This window comes from Streptomyces sp. 8K308, from assembly GCF_004348315.1.
Lineage (GTDB): Bacteria > Actinomycetota > Actinomycetes > Streptomycetales > Streptomycetaceae > Streptomyces.
In genome coordinates this window covers 1-13227 of sequence record NZ_SMKC01000189.1, presented here as the reverse complement: position 1 = coordinate 13227, position 13227 = coordinate 1, and the positions used below count along the sequence as shown (strand labels likewise).

General features: G+C 71.9%; 14 protein-coding genes. 11 read left to right on the top strand and 3 right to left on the bottom strand.

Annotation, left to right across the window (positions count from 1 at the left end; genetic code table 11):
- Nucleotides 1-22 precede the first annotated feature (22 nt).
- On the bottom strand, nucleotides 23-697 hold the full coding sequence (locus E1265_RS23215; RefSeq protein ID WP_132932933.1) for an FCD domain-containing protein: 675 nt from the start codon (nucleotides 695-697) through the stop codon (nucleotides 23-25).
- Between the two features lie 56 nt (nucleotides 698-753).
- Here E1265_RS23215 and E1265_RS23210 point away from each other — a divergent pair, with 56 nt between their 5' ends.
- From E1265_RS23210 to E1265_RS23200, 4 genes are all read left to right on the top strand, one after another.
- Complete coding sequence (locus E1265_RS23210) at nucleotides 754-2031, top strand: MFS transporter (protein ID WP_132932936.1); 1278 nt, start codon at nucleotides 754-756, stop codon at nucleotides 2029-2031.
- A gap of 16 nt (nucleotides 2032-2047) precedes the next feature.
- On the top strand, nucleotides 2048-2164 hold the full coding sequence (locus E1265_RS40375) for an SGM_5486 family transporter-associated protein (protein ID WP_279571455.1): 117 nt from the start codon (nucleotides 2048-2050) through the stop codon (nucleotides 2162-2164).
- A 173-nt stretch (nucleotides 2165-2337) separates the two neighbouring features.
- On the top strand, nucleotides 2338-2520 hold the full coding sequence (locus tag E1265_RS23205; protein WP_243741037.1) for a hypothetical protein: 183 nt from the start codon (nucleotides 2338-2340) through the stop codon (nucleotides 2518-2520).
- Between the two features lie 109 nt (nucleotides 2521-2629).
- The gene (locus tag E1265_RS23200) at nucleotides 2630-3151 is read left to right on the top strand and encodes a histidine phosphatase family protein (protein ID WP_132932931.1); all 522 of its coding nucleotides are present in this window, start codon (nucleotides 2630-2632) and stop codon (nucleotides 3149-3151) included.
- Nucleotides 3152-3635: 484 nt separating this feature from the next.
- Here the strand turns inward: E1265_RS23200 and serB are convergent, their stop codons facing one another.
- Nucleotides 3636-4847, bottom strand: a complete 1212-nt coding sequence (gene serB, locus E1265_RS23195) for a phosphoserine phosphatase SerB (RefSeq protein ID WP_132932935.1) — start codon at nucleotides 4845-4847, stop codon at nucleotides 3636-3638.
- 232 nt (nucleotides 4848-5079) lie between these two features.
- On the opposite strand from serB, the gene E1265_RS23190 reads away from it, so the two are divergent.
- The 4 genes from E1265_RS23190 to E1265_RS23175 all read left to right on the top strand — a co-directional run bounded on the left by E1265_RS23190 (nucleotide 5080) and on the right by E1265_RS23175 (nucleotide 9940).
- A complete protein-coding gene (locus E1265_RS23190; RefSeq protein WP_132932930.1) occupies nucleotides 5080-7566 on the top strand; it encodes an FHA domain-containing protein in 2487 nt (828 codons plus the stop codon).
- Nucleotides 7567-7743: 177 nt separating this feature from the next.
- The gene (locus tag E1265_RS23185; protein WP_132932934.1) at nucleotides 7744-8898 is read left to right on the top strand and encodes a GAF domain-containing sensor histidine kinase; all 1155 of its coding nucleotides are present in this window, start codon (nucleotides 7744-7746) and stop codon (nucleotides 8896-8898) included.
- A complete protein-coding gene (locus E1265_RS23180) occupies nucleotides 8891-9544 on the top strand; it encodes a response regulator transcription factor (RefSeq protein ID WP_132932929.1) in 654 nt (217 codons plus the stop codon). Before E1265_RS23185 ends, E1265_RS23180 begins: the two co-directional genes overlap by 8 nt.
- 153 nt (nucleotides 9545-9697) lie before the next feature.
- The gene (locus tag E1265_RS23175; RefSeq protein WP_132932928.1) at nucleotides 9698-9940 is read left to right on the top strand and encodes a chaplin; all 243 of its coding nucleotides are present in this window, start codon (nucleotides 9698-9700) and stop codon (nucleotides 9938-9940) included.
- A gap of 70 nt (nucleotides 9941-10010) precedes the next feature.
- Here the strand turns inward: E1265_RS23175 and E1265_RS23170 are convergent, their stop codons facing one another.
- Nucleotides 10011-10799, bottom strand: a complete 789-nt coding sequence (locus E1265_RS23170) for a hypothetical protein (RefSeq protein WP_132932927.1) — start codon at nucleotides 10797-10799, stop codon at nucleotides 10011-10013.
- 149 nt (nucleotides 10800-10948) lie between these two features.
- Between E1265_RS23170 and E1265_RS23165 the strand changes: the two genes are divergently transcribed.
- From E1265_RS23165 to E1265_RS23155, 3 genes are all read left to right on the top strand, one after another.
- The gene (locus E1265_RS23165; RefSeq protein WP_132932926.1) at nucleotides 10949-11743 is read left to right on the top strand and encodes an ABC transporter ATP-binding protein; all 795 of its coding nucleotides are present in this window, start codon (nucleotides 10949-10951) and stop codon (nucleotides 11741-11743) included.
- A gap of 57 nt (nucleotides 11744-11800) precedes the next feature.
- Nucleotides 11801-12223, top strand: coding sequence for an NfeD family protein (locus tag E1265_RS23160; protein WP_132932925.1), 423 nt, complete (start codon nucleotides 11801-11803; stop codon nucleotides 12221-12223).
- Between the two features lie 59 nt (nucleotides 12224-12282).
- The coding region (locus E1265_RS23155) for an SPFH domain-containing protein (protein WP_165953847.1) at nucleotides 12283-13227 on the top strand (945 nt) is incomplete at its 3' end.

Sequence of the window (13227 nt, the reverse complement as noted above, 5' to 3'; positions counted from 1 at the left end):
GGTGGGGGAGAACCAGCCGGCCTCACACCAGGGCTCGGCACGTCAGCGCATAGGAGCCCGCCTCCGTCGCCGCCGTCGTCGCGTCCGCCGCGCGGATCGCGTCGACGACGGCTGAGTGGTCGGCCAAGGCGTCGGCCCGCATCTCGAGGCGCCCCACATCGTTCCGCAGGAACGCCCGCACCACGCCGCCCAGGTCCGCGTAGAGCGCGATCAGCACCTCGTTGTGGGAGGCGCCGACCACCGCCGTGTGGAAGGTGGCGTCCGCCTCCACGAAGCGTTCCAGGTCGCCGCTGGCCCACGCCTCGGCGCGTCGTCCCAGCAGCGCGTCGAGCTGCCGCAGGTCCCGTTCCGTGCGGCGCCGCGCGGCGAGCGCGGCGGCCTGGGCCTCGAGCGCGCTCCGTACCTCGGCGACGTCCCGCTGGGACGCTTCCGCGAAGCGGCGCTGCATGACGCCGGCGAGCTCGCTCGTCGCGATCACATAGGTGCCTGAGCCCTGCCTGATGTCCAGCAGGCCGTTGTGAGCGAGGGCCCGGATCGCCTCCCGGACGGTGTTCCTGGCCACGCCGAGCCGGGCCACCAACTCGGGCTCGGTGGGGATGCGGGAGCCCACCGGCCACTCGCCCGAGGTGATCTGCTGGCGGAGTTGGCTGATGACCTGGTCCGCGAGGGCGGAACGGCGGGGCGCGCTCAGTGACATAGCTCTCCCGGGAATCCGCGAATCCCGCCGCCGGGGATTCGTCCCATGATTCTATGATGCTACCCATGGAGTCGACGAAGGACGACCGTACCCTCCGTACCCGTTCCCCAGAACCACCCCCTGTGGCCCGCGCCGCGGCCCCGCTGCTGCTCGTCGCCGGCCTGGCGCTCGCGGCGTTCAACCTCCGGCCGGCCCTGGCCAGCATCGGGCCGCTGCTGCCCGAGATACGCGACGGGCTCGAGATGAACGGCGCCGTCGCCGGCCTGCTCACCTCCGTGCCCGCGCTCTGCTTCGCCGTCTTCGGCATCGCCGCGCCCCGGCTCGCCCGCCGCCACGGCCTGCCCACCGTGCTGGTCGCCGGCCTCGCCGCCCTCGCCGCCGGCCTCGCCCTCCGCGCGCTCGCCGGCTCGACCCCGGTCTTCCTGCTCACCAGTACCCTCGCGCTGGCCGGCGTCGCCATCGGCAACGTGCTGATGCCGGTGCTGGTCAAGCAGTACTTCCCGGACCGCATGGGCACCATGACCGGCCTCTACTCCATGGCGCTGTCCTTCGGCGCCGCCTGCGCCGCCGGGCTCAGCGTGCCCCTGGCCCACGCCCTGGGCGACGACTGGCGGCCGGGGCTCGGCTTCTGGGCGCTCCCCGCCGCGGTCGCCGTGCTGCCCTGGCTCGCCGCGCTGCCGCACGCGCGCCACGCGCGCCGCACGCACCCTGCGGCGAACCGGAGCGGGTCGGCCGGCGGGCCGGTCGCCGCCGCGCCCCGGTTGGCCCGCTCCGGCACGGCCTGGGCCCTCGCGGTCTTCTTCGGCCTCCAGGCCACCGCCGCCTACGTCACCCTCGGCTGGAGCCCCCAGATCTACCAGGACGCCGGCGTCTCGGCCGGCACCGCCGGAGTGCTCGCCGCCGTGATCATCGGCCTCGGTGCCCCCATCGGCTTCGTCCTGCCGCCGATCGCCGCCCGCATGCGCCACCAGGGGCCGCTGGTCGCGCTCCTCGGCGCTTTCGGCCTCGCCGGCTACGCCGGTCTCTGGCTGGCGCCGGCCGGCGGCGCCTGGCTGTGGGCGATCTTCCTCGGCCTCGCCAACTGCTCGTTCCCCGTCGTCCTGACCATGATCGGGATGCGCTCGCGGACCCCGCAGGGCGTCGTCAGGCTCTCCGCCTTCGCCCAGAGCATCGGCTACCTCATCAGCGTCCCCGGGCCGCTCCTCGTCGGCACCCTCAACGAGGCCACCGGCGACTGGCACGCCCCGCTGGGACTCATGGTCACCCTGATGCTGATCCAGGTAGCCGTCGGCTTCCGGGCCGGCCGGGACCGGTGCGTCGAGGACGACGGCTGAGTGCGACACTTGAGCCATGCCAGCGCTCGACCCCAACCCCACGGGCGGCCAGCGGAAGCTGCTGCTCATCCTCGGCGCCATGCTCGGCATCAGCGTCGTCATCGCCGTCATCGCCACCATCGCCTCCCCCTGAGCCGGGGCCGCGACGCCCATGGTGGTGCCAGCACCACCATCCCCTAGGGGGCCAGGTTCAGGGGCGACTGGGTGGCTCACCGGATGGGCCGTGGCCGGCAGCTTCCCTAGGTTTGGTGACACGATCCGGGAGGCATCGGATCCGACCTTCGACGCATGGAGGCGACGAGCGTCATGTCCGCCCGAGTAGACCGCTCCGGCATGGAGATCCGCCTGCGCTGGTGGGCCCTGGCGCTTCCGGCGGCCGCCTTCGGGGCCCTGTTGTTGTTGCTGGTGGCCGGTCCCCAGGCGGACGCCGCCGAACGGCCGCTGCCGATGACCGAGCTGCTCGACCACGTGCACACGTGGCTCCCCTGAGCCCGGCCGGGCCGATCGTGCGCTGGGGGAGCGATGCGCAGGTCGCCCGCCCGGGCGGGAATCCCAACCCCCCGCGACCGACTGTGCGTTTCATGCGAAGCTGGGGCACATGAGCGTCGATGTTCCGCGCAGGATCGTTCTCCTCCGACATGCCAAGGCCGACTGGCCGCAGGTGTCCGATCACGACCGTCCCCTCGCCGACCGCGGCCGGAAGGACGCGCCCGTCGCCGGGCGCTGGCTCGCCGGGGCTGGCGTCAGCCCCGAACTGACCCTCTGTTCCACCGCCGTCCGCGCCAGGGAGACCTGGAAGCTGGTCGCCCCCGAACTGCCGCAGCGCCCCAGGACCGTCTACGAGGAGCGGCTCTACGAGGCCAGCCTCGGCGAGCTGATCGCCCTGGTCAACGAGGTCGACGACGAGGTCAGGAACCTGATGATCGTCGGCCACAACCCAGGGGTGCACGCCCTCGCCGACGCCCTGGCCGGGGACGCGGAGGGCGACAGCCTCGCCCGGATGAACCGGTCCGGCTATCCGACCTCGTCCATCGCCGTGCTGAGCGTCACCGGGGACTGGAAGTCCGTGGAACACGGCGTGGCCACCCTCGCCGCGTTCTGGTCCCCGCACGAGGCGTAGCGCGGGAGCGGCCGGCAGGCCGCGACAGGGCACGCGAGCCAGCGTGGCCGGACGGCGGCGAAGCCGCCTCGTCCGGCCCGCTCAGCCCGGCGGTCAGCTCCCCGCGGCTAGGGCCAATACCGGTGACTTTATGGCTCTCGAGAGCGCCGTAGGGCGACGTTCCCGCAGGTCAGACGCGCGAATCGACCCTTAAGTCACTGGCATTGCGGCTAGGGTCTGTCTTCCGGATCTTCGCGAGCTCGCGACGAGCCCCCAGCCTGGCCGCTGGGAGGTACCCCCCAGGCATCCCGGCCGGCTGCGTTGCCTCACGCCGAGGAGCGGCATATGGACACCGCGCGCGAGTACGACCACGTACGAGCTGCGCTGGTGCCGATATGTGCCTCCGCCGCGTGGGGCGCCTTGCCAGCGAATGGGGGCACCTCCCAGCGTCAGCTGGGGGAGCCATCCGCCGCTCGCTGATCCACGAAGATCCAAAAGACAGGCCCTAGCCCTCCGCGTCCGCGGCCTCGACCTCTTCGCGGGTGATCCCCAGCAGATAGAGCACGGTGTCGAGGAACGGCACGGTCACCGCCGTGTCGGCGGCCTCCCGCACCAGCGGCTTCGCGTTGAAGGCGACCCCGAACCCCGCCGCGTTGAGCATGTCCAGGTCGTTGGCACCGTCGCCGATCGCGACGGTCCGCGACAGCGGCACCCCGGCCTCGGCGGCGAAGGCCCGCAGCAGCCGGGCCTTGCCCGCCCGGTCCACCATCTCGCCCGTCACCCGGCCGGTGAGCTTGCCGTCGACGATCTCCAGCGTGTTGGCCGCGGCGAAGTCCAGGCCGAGGTGGTCCTGGAGCGCGTCCGTGACCTGGGTGAAGCCGCCCGAGACCACGCCGACCTGGCAGCCAAGGCGCTTGAGGGTCCTGATCAGGGTGCGCGCGCCCGGCGTCAGCCGGACCTCGGCCCGCACCTTGTCCACCACGGACTCGTCGAGACCGGTCAGCAGCGCCACCCGGGCGTGCAGCGACTGCTCGAAGTCGAGCTCGCCCCGCATCGCCGCCGCCGTGACCGCGGCGACCTGCTCCTCGCAGCCGGCGTGGGCCGCGAACAGCTCGATGACCTCGTCCTGGATGAGCGTCGAGTCCACGTCCATCACGACCAGGCGCGGCGCCCGGCGGGCGAGCCCGGAGTCGACCACCGCCACGTCCACCGCGAGCGCCGCCGCCTCGGTGGCGAGCGCGGTGCGCAGCTCGGCCGTGGCCACCCCGGAGACGTCGAACTCGACGGCGGTGACCGGGTACTTGGCGAGCCGGAAAATCCGGTCGATGTTGCCGCCGGTGCCCGTTATCCGGGCCGCGATGGCGCCGGTGACCTCGGCCGTCAGCGGGTTGCCGAGCACCGTGACGTGGGACCGTCCAACGCCGCGCGCCGGGTTGTCGCCGGTGCCGGAGATGATCTCCGCCTGCAACCGCATCGACTCGGCCCAGCCGTGCACGGTGGCCCGCAGCCCGCCCTCGGTGCCCGAGGCCGCCGACGGCGCCGTGACCAGCGCGCACAGCGTGATCCGGCCGCGGGTGACGACCTGCTCGATGTCGACGACGTCCACCCCGAAGCCGGCCAGGGTCCGGAACAGGCCGGCGGTCAGCCCCGGACGGTCCTTGCCGAAGATCTTGACCAGGAGGGTGGGCACGTCCTGGGTGACCGGTTGCGCAGACATCATGGTGCCATCCACGGTAGTCGCCCCTGGTGACAGCCTCATGTCGGAACCGCCTCCTGGACGAGACGGAGAGATGAAGGTCACAGGCGCGCAGGCGCTCTGCACCAGCTTGGTGACATCCGGGGGTCGACTGGCCGTCGCGGGCTCGAGCCTGGAATAGTTCCCCCACGATGTTCGACCATCCCTAGACCTCCGCTCGGAGGTTGCTCGGGGGACAACTTTTGGGGCTGGAGTGCCGGAACTCGTACTCGAATTGAACGGGCAGACATGGACTTTGGATCCAACCAGGTCATACACCCTGGGCAGAGATCCACAAGGTGATGTGGTCCTGCAGGATTCCCGGGTCTCCTGGCGACATGCCACGGTGCGCTGGGGGGGACAGAGCTGGGTCCTCGAGGACCAGGGCAGCACCAACGGAAGCTACGCACAGGGGCAGCGTGTGCAGCAGGCGCCGCTCGGCCCCGGCACGGTGATCCACCTGGGCAACGCGGTGGACGGCCCGCGCCTCACCTTCTCCGGCGCCGGGCAGCAGATACCCCAGCAGAGCCACAACCCGCAGTATGCGGGGATGGCAGGACAGCCACCGGCGCACGCCCCCGCGGGAGCGCCCGCCGGGATGCCGCCGCAGCAGCCGGCCATGCCGCCCCAGCAGTCGTACGACCAGCCGGGGCACGGCGGCCAGGGGGGCCAGGGCGCCGGCGGCTTCGACGGCAGCGCGACCAGCCTGCACATGCTTACCGTCGGTCAGGTCACCCGCATCGGCCGTGCCCTGGAGAACGAACTGGTCGTCAGCGACCTGCAGGTCTCCCGGCTGCACGCCGAGTTCCTCGCGCACCCCGACGGGCGCTTCGAGATCCACGATCTCGGCAGCCACAACGGCACCTACGTCAACGGCCAGCAGCTGCCCAAGAACGGCCGCCGCTACCTGGGCCAGAACGACACGGTCGGCATCGGCCACTCCACCTTCCGGCTGGTCGGCAACCAGCTTCAGGAGTTCGTCGACACCGGTGAGGTCTCCTTCTCCGCCCGCCACCTGACCGTCCAGGTCAACAACGGGCAGACCACGATCCTCAACGACGTCTCCTTCGGCGTCCCCGAGAAGTCGCTGATCGGCGTCATCGGGCCCTCAGGCTCCGGCAAGTCCACGCTGCTGCGCGCCCTCACCGGCTACCGCCCGGCGACCTACGGCGAGGTCCTGTACGACCACCGCAACCTCTACACCCACTTCGCCGAGCTGCGGAACCGCATCGGCCTCGTGCCGCAGGACGACATCCTGCACACCGCGCTGCCCATCAGGCAGGCGCTCCGGCTGGCCGCCAAGCTCCGCTTCCCCGGCGACGTCGGCGAGGCCGAGCGCAACGCCCGCGTCGAGGAGGTCCTCGCCGAGCTCAAGCTCAGCCCGCACGCAACCAAGCGGATCTCCTCGCTCTCCGGCGGTCAGCGCAAGCGCGTCTCGGTCGCCCTCGAGCTGCTGACCAAGCCGTCGCTGATCTTCCTCGACGAGCCCACCTCGGGTCTCGACCCCGGCATGGACCGCGACGTGATGCAGCTGCTGCGCAGCCTCGCGGACGACGGCCGCACCGTTCTCGTCGTCACCCACTCGGTGGCCGAGCTCGGACTCTGCGACCGCGTGCTGGTGATGGCCCCCGGCGGCGGCGTCGCCTACTTCGGCCCGCCGGACGAGGCGCTGAACTTCTTCGGCTACGACAACTGGGCCGACGTGTTCTCCGCCTTCGAGAACTACCGCGACTACGACTGGATGGGCCGCTGGCGTGGCTCGCAGCACTTCCAGATGTACGCCGCCGACGTGGACTCGGCGCAGCCGCAGGCCGCGCACATCCAGCCGATGTCGGCAAGCCAGCAGAAGCGGCAGACCTGGGGCTCCCAGGTGCTCACCCTGATGCGCCGCTACGCCGCGGTGATCATGGCCGACAAGGGCTTCCTCGGCCTCACGGTCGCGCTGCCCATCGTGCTCGGCGCCGTCTCGGCCGTCATACCCGCGGACTTCGGCCTCGGCTACGGCTCGCAGGAACGCGGCTTCCGCAACGGCGACGCCAGCATCATCCTGATGGTCCTGGTGGTCGGCATGTGCTTCGCGGGCGCCGCCAACGCCGTGCGCGAGCTGATCAAGGAACGGGTGATCTACGAGCGGGAACGCGCCGTCGGCCTCTCCCGCTCCGCGTACCTGATGTCCAAGGTGTTCGTGCTCGGCATCGTCACCGTGCTCCAGGCGGTGATCCTCAGCATCATCGGCTTCCTGCCCAGGGACATGCCCGCCGAGGGTGTCATCTTCGCCGACTCGCCCGCCGTCGAGATGACCCTCGTCCTGATGGCGCTCGGCTGCACCTCCATGATGATCGGCCTCGTGATCTCGGCGCTGGTGCGCACCTCCGAGATGACCATGCCGCTGCTCGTGATGATCTCCGTGATCCAGCTGGTCTTCACCGGCGCCCTCTTCCAGTTGCACGGCACCCTGGGCGTCGAGCAGCTGGCCTGGCTGATGCCCTCCCGCTGGGCCCTGGCCGGCGTCGGCACCACCGCCGACCTCAACACTCTGACGGCCTCCGCCACCGAGGAGCCCGACCCCGACCCGATCTGGAAGCACGAGGCCGGCTACTGGCTGCTGGACGTCGCCATGCTCGGGGTCCTCGCCGTCATCTGCGGCTACCTGGTCATGAAGTTCCTGCGGCGCCACGAGCCCGAGGTCATGCGGAACTGAGGCGGGACCCCCTCCCGCACGCCCGGCGGCGGGCGCCCCTCGCACGGGGCGCCCGCCGCTTTCGTGCGCGCCGGAGAACGCGCGCCGGGGCGTCCATCAGACCCTGGACCTAGGCCACGCGCCCCAGCCACCACCGGCGCCGGCCCGATCCACCACCCCACCGGCAGGCGTTACGGTCTGACCATGGGCCCCAGAACCGGGCTGGCCGCGGTGAGCGCCGCGCTGCTCGCCATGAACCGCACCCTCGAGGTGCGCGACGTGCTGCAGACCATCGTGCGCAGCGCCCGGGAGCTCCTCGACGCCCGCTACGCCGCCCTCGGCCTCCCCGACGGCAACGGCGGCTTCGCCCAGTTCCTCGTGGACGGCGTCAGCGACCGCCAGTGGAAGGCCATCGGCCCCCTGCCTCGCCAGCACGGCATCCTCGCCGCCATGCTCAGCAGCGCCGCCCCCGTCCGCCTTGCCGACGTCCGCCAGGATCCGCGATTCGAGGGCTGGCCCGCCGCCCACCCCGAGATGAGGGACTTCCTCGGCATGCCCATCGGCGACGGCGAGAGCGTCCTCGGGGCGCTCTTCCTCGCCAACAAGCGCTGCCCGCCGGGGCTCCGCCCACCCGCCGGCTGCGCCTTCACCGCGGAGGACGAGGACCTGCTGCGCCTCCTCGCCGAGCACGCCGCCATCGCCCTCACCAACGCCAGGCTCTACGAGCGCAGCCGCGAGCTCACCATCGCCGACGAGCGCGCCCGCCTCGCCCACGAGCTGCACGACGCCGTCGCCCAGAAGCTGTTCTCGCTCCGCCTCACCGCCCGGGCCGCGGCCACCCTCATCGACCGCGACCCGGCCCGTGCCAGGAGCGAGCTGCGGCAGGTCACCGAGCTCGCCGCCGAGGCCGCCGACGAGCTCCGCGCCGCCGTCATCGAGCTGCGCCCCGCCGCCCTCGACGAGGACGGCCTCGTCGCCACCCTGCGCGCCCAGATCCAGGTCCTCGACCGCGCTCACCCCGCCGGTGTCACCTTCGACTGCCGGGACCAGCGTGCCCTCCCCGCCCAGCAGGAGGAGGCCGTGCTGCGCGTCGCCCAGGAGGCCCTGCACAACGCCCTGCGGCACGGCGCGCCCACCCGCGTACGGGTGACGCTCTTCCGCCGGGGCACCGCGACCGTGCTCCGGGTGACCGACGACGGCACCGGGTTCGACCCCGAGACCGTCCGCACCGCCGGCCGTCACCTCGGCCTGGTCTCCATGCGGGATCGGGCGGCGGCGGTGGGCGGGTCGCTGACCGTGCAGTCGGCGCCCGGCGAGGGCACCACGATCCAGATGGAGGTTCCCGGTGGCTGACGTCATCCGCGTGCTGATCGTCGACGACCACCAGGTCGTCCGCCGCGGGCTGCGAACGTTCCTCGAGGTGCAGGACGACATCGAGGTGGTCGGCGAGGCCGCGGACGGCGCCGCCGGCGTCGACCGCGCCGAGGAGCTGCGCCCCGACGTCATCCTCATGGACGTCAAGATGCCGGGCTCCGACGGCGTCGAGGCGCTCGGCCGGCTCAGCGAGCTCGGCAACCCCGCCCGGGTGCTCGTCGTCACCAGCTTCACCGAGCGCCGCACCGTCATCCCCGCGCTGCGCGCCGGCGCCGCCGGCTACGTGCACAAGGACATCGACCCCGAGGCGCTGGCCGGCGCCATCCGCGCCGTGCACGCCGGCCACGTGCTGCTCCAACCCGAGGTGGCAGGCGCGCTCCTCGCCCAGGACGCCACGGGCGGCGGCGCCGGCCGCGGCGGCTCGCTCACCGACCGGGAGCGCCAGGTGCTGGCCCTGATCGCCCGCGGTCGCTCCAACCGCGAGATCGCCCGCGCCCTGGTGCTCTCAGAGAAGACCGTGAAGACCCACGTGTCGAACATCCTGATGAAGCTCGACCTCGCCGACCGGACCCAGGCCGCGCTCTGGGCCGTCCGGCACGGGATCTCGGAGGAGAACCGGCCCTGACGGGGGGCCCGCGCGTCAACCTCACGGACCCCGCTACGCCGAACGTGGGTAACGCGGCACGAGACCGTGCCGAGCGTCGCGGCCGGCCGTTGTGCAGCGCGCGACCTCACGCCCAGGAAGCCGCGCAGCGCAACGTCCAGGAGGAACGTACCCATGATCACTGCCAGGAAGGCCGTTCTCGTGCTCGCCGCCACCGGTGCCGCCGTCGGCGCCGGCGCCGGCTCAGCCTTCGCGGCCGACTCCAACGCGGCCGGCTTCGCCGCGGGGTCCCCCGGCGTCGTCTCGGGCAACAACATCCAGATCCCGATCAACGTGCCGATCCAGCTCGACGGCAACTCGGTCAACCTCGTCGGGCTTCTGAACCCCGCCTTCGGCAACGTCGGCGTCATCCGCTGAGCCGTCGGTCACGCACCGCACCCGGTCCCCGGAGCCACCAGGCCCCGGGCACCGGGCACGCGGGCAGGCCCTAGCCCCGCTGCCGCTCCAACTCCTCGGCGTACGCGTTGTACGCGGCCACCCGTGCCCGCCGCGCGGCGCGCTCCACCGGGCGCAATGCCCCCTCGCGCAGCGCCATCTGGCCCGCGCTCACCGCCGCCCCCGGCTCCGTCTCTGCGGCGATGTCCACCAGCGCCCCCACCCGCTGCGCCAACTCCAACACCCGCGCCGCACGCGGCGGATAGCCCGGCGCCAGCAACTGCCGCCCCCGCTCCATCCGCGCCCGGTACGCCTCGATCCTGGCCAGCGCCACCGGCCCCGCCCCCGCCACGTCGAGCCGCGTCAACGCCTCTGTGGCGTCGCGCAACACCTCGGCCAACTCCCGCTCGGCCTCCCCGAGCGACGGCACGTCCGCCGGCGGCGCCTGCCGCACCGCCAGACAACGCCACACCACCTCGGTCAACACGTCCCCGGCCGGCCCCGCCTCGCGCACCTCGGGCACGAGACCCACCCCGGCCCCCGAGGCCAGCACCGCCTCCTCGGCGTCCATCGCCGCCGCGTTGAACTCCGGCGGCCCGCAGAGACCCAACGGATGCCCCGGGCGCGGCAGCGCGATTCGCAGCCCCACCGCGCCCAGCGCCCGCAGCCGGCCGAACGCCAACGTCAGCCCCACGGGCCCCGCCTCGCCGGGGAGATCCACCACCCGGTGCACCGAGTCGGCGCCGACCGCACGCCCCGCGGCATCGTCCGGCGCCACGAGTCCGGCGAAAAGAGCATTACCCCAGGCGGCAAGCCGCCCCGCACGCGGTTCCTCCAGCATGCCCCCTACCTTAGGGAAGGAAGGCCAACAAGCCTCCTGACGACAGACTCCGAGAAGCAGTGGCGTAGGTTTTGTCCGTGAGGACGTGCCCACCGGCACCGACGCCACAGACACGAGCAACGGCGACCGCAAGGGGAGAGACCGCGCGCATGAGCGATGTACTGGAGCTGGTGGACGTATCCGTGGTCCGCGACGGCCGGGCTCTGGTGGACAAGGTCTCCTGGTCGGTCGCGGAAGGCGAGCGCTGGGTGATCCTCGGCCCCAACGGCGCCGGGAAGACCACCCTGCTGAACGTTGCCTCCAGCTATCTCTTCCCGACCACCGGCACCGCCCAGATCCTCGGCGAGAAGCTCGGCTCCGTCGACGTGTTCGAGCTCCGCCCGCGCATCGGCATGGCCAGCAGCGCGCTCGCCGCCAAGCTCTCCCCCCGCCAGACCGTCCTCACCACCGTCCTCACCGCCGCCTACGGCATGACCGCCGGCTGGCAGGAGCGCTACGACGAGGTCGACGAGCAGCGCGCCCGCGCCTTCCTCGACCGCCTCGGTATGACCGAGTACCTCGACCGCAGATTCGGCACCCTCTCCGAGGGTGAACGCAAGCGCACCCAGATCGCCCGCGCCCTGATGTCCGACCCCGAACTCCTCCTGCTCGACGAGCCGGCGGCCGGCCTCGACCTCGGCGGCCGCGAGGACCTAGTGCGCCGCCTCGGCCGCCTCGCCCGCGACCCCTACGCCCCCTCCATGCTGATGGTCACCCACCACGTCGAGGAGATCGCGCCCGGCTTCACCCACGTGCTGCTCATCCGTCAGGGGTCGGTCCTGGCCGCGGGCCCCATCGACACCACCCTCACCTCCTCCAACCTCTCCCACTGCTTCGGCCTGCCCCTCGTCGTCGAACGCCGGGACGACCGCTGGACCGCGCACGGGCTGCCACTGCGCGGCTGAACCGGGAAACTCGGCGAACCCTGTTCGCGGCGCCGCGCCCCGACCTACCATGGCGGGGTGGACTTCTGGGTGTGGTGGCTCATCGCCGCCGGTGGATTCGCGATCGCTCTCGTCCTCACCACCATGCCGGAGTTCGGCATGCTCGCGGCCGGCGCCGTCGCGGCTGCCGCCGCCGCGGGCCTGACCGACAGCCTGGTGATCCAAGTCATCGTCTTCGCCGTCGTGTCCACCGCGCTGATCATCGTCGTCCAACCCATCGCGCGGCGCTCCCGCATGGGACCGCCCGTGCTCAGCACGGGAGTTGACGCACTGATGGGTAGAACGGCCATCGTGCTGGAGCGAGTTGACGGGCGCAGCGGGCGGATCAAGCTCGCCGGCGAGGAGTGGTCGGCACGCTCCCTCAGCGACGACGACACCTACGAACCGGGCAGTCAGGTCAGCGTGGTCGAGATCGACGGCGCCACCGCGGTCGTGATGTGATGGGCGCGTCACTTCATCGACAATCGTTCCAACTCTTCTAGCCGCAGGGGGAGATCACGATGGACGCCATCATCATCGTGCTGGTCATCCTGGTGGTGCTGGTCGTCATCGCTCTCGTCCAGACGATCCAGGTGATCCAGCAGGCAAGCGCCGCCATCGTCGAGCGGTTCGGCCGCTACACACGGACGTTGAACGCGGGCCTCAATATCGTCGTCCCGTTCATCGACCGCATCCGCAACCGCATCGACCTGCGCGAGCAGGTCGTGCCCTTCCCGCCGCAGCCTGTGATCACCCAGGACAACCTGGTGGTCAACATCGACACGGTGATCTACTACCAGGTCACTGACGCCCGCGCGGCGACCTACGAGGTCTCCAACTACATCCAGGCCATCGAGCAGCTCACGGTCACCACGTTGCGGAACATCATCGGTGGCATGGACCTGGAGCGCACCCTCACCTCCCGCGAGGAGATCAACGCGGCCCTGCGCGGCGTGCTCGACGAGGCCACCGGCAAGTGGGGCATCCGCGTCAACCGCGTCGAGCTCAAGGCCATCGAGCCCCCCACCTCCATCCAGGACTCGATGGAGAAGCAGATGCGTGCCGACCGGGACAAGCGCGCCGCGATCCTCCAGGCCGAGGGCATCAGGCAGTCCGAGATCCTCCAGGCCGAGGGCGCCAAGCAGTCCGAGATCCTGCGCGCCGAGGGTGACGCCCGCGCCAAGGCCCTCCGCGCCGAGGGCGAGGCCCAGGCCATCCGCACCGTCTTCGAGGCCATCCACGCCGGCGACGCCGACCAGAAGCTGCTCTCCTACCAGTACGTCCAGATGCTCCCGAAGATCGCCGAGGGCGACGCCAACAAGCTCTGGATCGTGCCGAGCGAGATCGGCGACGCCCTCAAAGGCCTGGGCGGCAACCTCGGCCGCTTCACCGGCGGCAACGGCAACGGTGGCAACGGCGCCGCCCCCCAGGACGCCGGAGCCCCCTCGCTCGACAAGACCCCCACC

What these genes read in the sequence shown, in the direction of transcription:
- E1265_RS23205 (WP_243741037.1), top strand. Translation starts at nt 2,338, where the DNA reads ATGTCCGCCCGAGTAGACCGCTCCGGCATGGAGATCCGCCTGCGCTGG.
- E1265_RS23170 (WP_132932927.1), bottom strand. Translation starts at nt 10,799, where the DNA reads ATGCTGGAGGAACCGCGTGCGGGGCGGCTTGCCGCCTGGGGTAATGCT.
- E1265_RS23165 (WP_132932926.1), top strand. Translation starts at nt 10,949, where the DNA reads ATGAGCGATGTACTGGAGCTGGTGGACGTATCCGTGGTCCGCGACGGC.
- E1265_RS23200 (WP_132932931.1), top strand. Translation starts at nt 2,630, where the DNA reads ATGAGCGTCGATGTTCCGCGCAGGATCGTTCTCCTCCGACATGCCAAG.
- serB (WP_132932935.1), bottom strand. Translation starts at nt 4,847, where the DNA reads ATGTCTGCGCAACCGGTCACCCAGGACGTGCCCACCCTCCTGGTCAAG.
- E1265_RS40375 (WP_279571455.1), top strand. Translation starts at nt 2,048, where the DNA reads ATGCCAGCGCTCGACCCCAACCCCACGGGCGGCCAGCGGAAGCTGCTG.
- E1265_RS23210 (WP_132932936.1), top strand. Translation starts at nt 754, where the DNA reads ATGCTACCCATGGAGTCGACGAAGGACGACCGTACCCTCCGTACCCGT.
- E1265_RS23215 (WP_132932933.1), bottom strand. Translation starts at nt 697, where the DNA reads ATGTCACTGAGCGCGCCCCGCCGTTCCGCCCTCGCGGACCAGGTCATC.
- E1265_RS23175 (WP_132932928.1), top strand. Translation starts at nt 9,698, where the DNA reads ATGATCACTGCCAGGAAGGCCGTTCTCGTGCTCGCCGCCACCGGTGCC.